The sequence below is a fragment of the Thermomonospora echinospora genome, from assembly GCF_900108175.1.
Classification (GTDB): domain Bacteria; phylum Actinomycetota; class Actinomycetes; order Streptosporangiales; family Streptosporangiaceae; genus Thermomonospora; species Thermomonospora echinospora.
The window spans coordinates 623,549-624,615 of sequence record NZ_FNVO01000003.1 but is presented as its reverse complement, the minus strand read 5'-3'; the positions used below and the strand labels follow the sequence as shown (position 1 = coordinate 624,615).

Below are 1,067 nucleotides of genomic sequence, written 5' to 3'. Positions count from 1 at the left end.
CACGGTAATGCGCAAGCTCGTGCGGAACGCTCTGGTGGCCGGTGCGGCCACGACCGCGGCGGTCGGCCTGGCCGGCACCCCCTCCTTCGCCGACACCGCCACCTGGAACATCACCCCGAACGGCACCGCCTTCTCGGCCACCAGCACCAACTCCAAGCTCACCAACCCCCGCAACAACGCTTCACTGACCTGCACGTCGGTGACCGCCAACGGCACCACCGTGGCCACCGACCCCAACGACGCCGGCAGTGTGCACGCCACCTCTCCCTGGATAGGCCACATAGACATCCACGACACGGTCGCCAGTATCACCAGCAGCGCCTGGTCGGGCTGCAAGGGGCCGCTCAACCTCACCTTCAACGTGACCCAGGTCGGCATCTGGGTCCTCCAGGCCACACAGGAGGATCCGACGGTCTCGAACCACCCGGTCCAGGGGCGGATCTCCAACGTCACCGCCACCATCGCCGGGACGGGATGCTCGGCGACGGTGAGCGGCTTTGCGCGTGGAACCTACGACAACAGCGCCAAGACGCTGACGATCAGCGAGGCCGGCGGCGCCACCGGCGGCCTCACCGTCTCGGGCGCGTCCTGCCTGGGCATCCTGGCCAACGGCGACAAGCCGAGCTTCAACGCCACCTTCCCGGTCACCGGCAACATCACGGTCCACCGCGGCCACTGATCGGGACCGATCGGGTCCTGCCCGTCTGAACCGGGGCTGTGCGGCGGAGAAGACCCCGCCGCACAGCCCCTACCAATGGGGAAACGGCCTCAGGTCCAAAGCGCGACGAAATCCGGTGCGCGGCCATCGGGGCCGCCCGGCATCGGGCCCAGTGACTCCCGACGAGAGGCCGGAACACCAGGGAATGCGGGGCATGGCTCTGCTGCGCGGCCGCCCGCAGTGGCAGTACGTCCGGTATATGGCGAAGGCCGGGACCTTCCTCGGCGGCCGGAGGAGGCCGGCCCATTCTCCTGCTCTCTCCTGGAACGACTTCTTGAAAGGGAACACGGTAATGCGCAAGCTCGTGCGGAACGCTCTGGTGGCCGGTGCGGCCACGACCGCGGCGGTC

Annotated in this window: 2 protein-coding genes; both read left to right on the top strand. The window is 68.7% G+C overall.

The genetic code is table 11. The features are described 5' to 3' along the window. A partial coding sequence (locus C4U03_RS10190; protein ID WP_235017747.1) for a hypothetical protein occupies window positions 1-679 on the top strand: 679 nt, incomplete at its 5' end. A gap of 193 nt (window positions 680-872) precedes the next feature. After that, window positions 873-1,067, top strand: a 195-nt coding sequence (locus C4U03_RS41715) for a hypothetical protein (RefSeq protein ID WP_235017746.1), incomplete at its 3' end; no start/stop codon positions are given.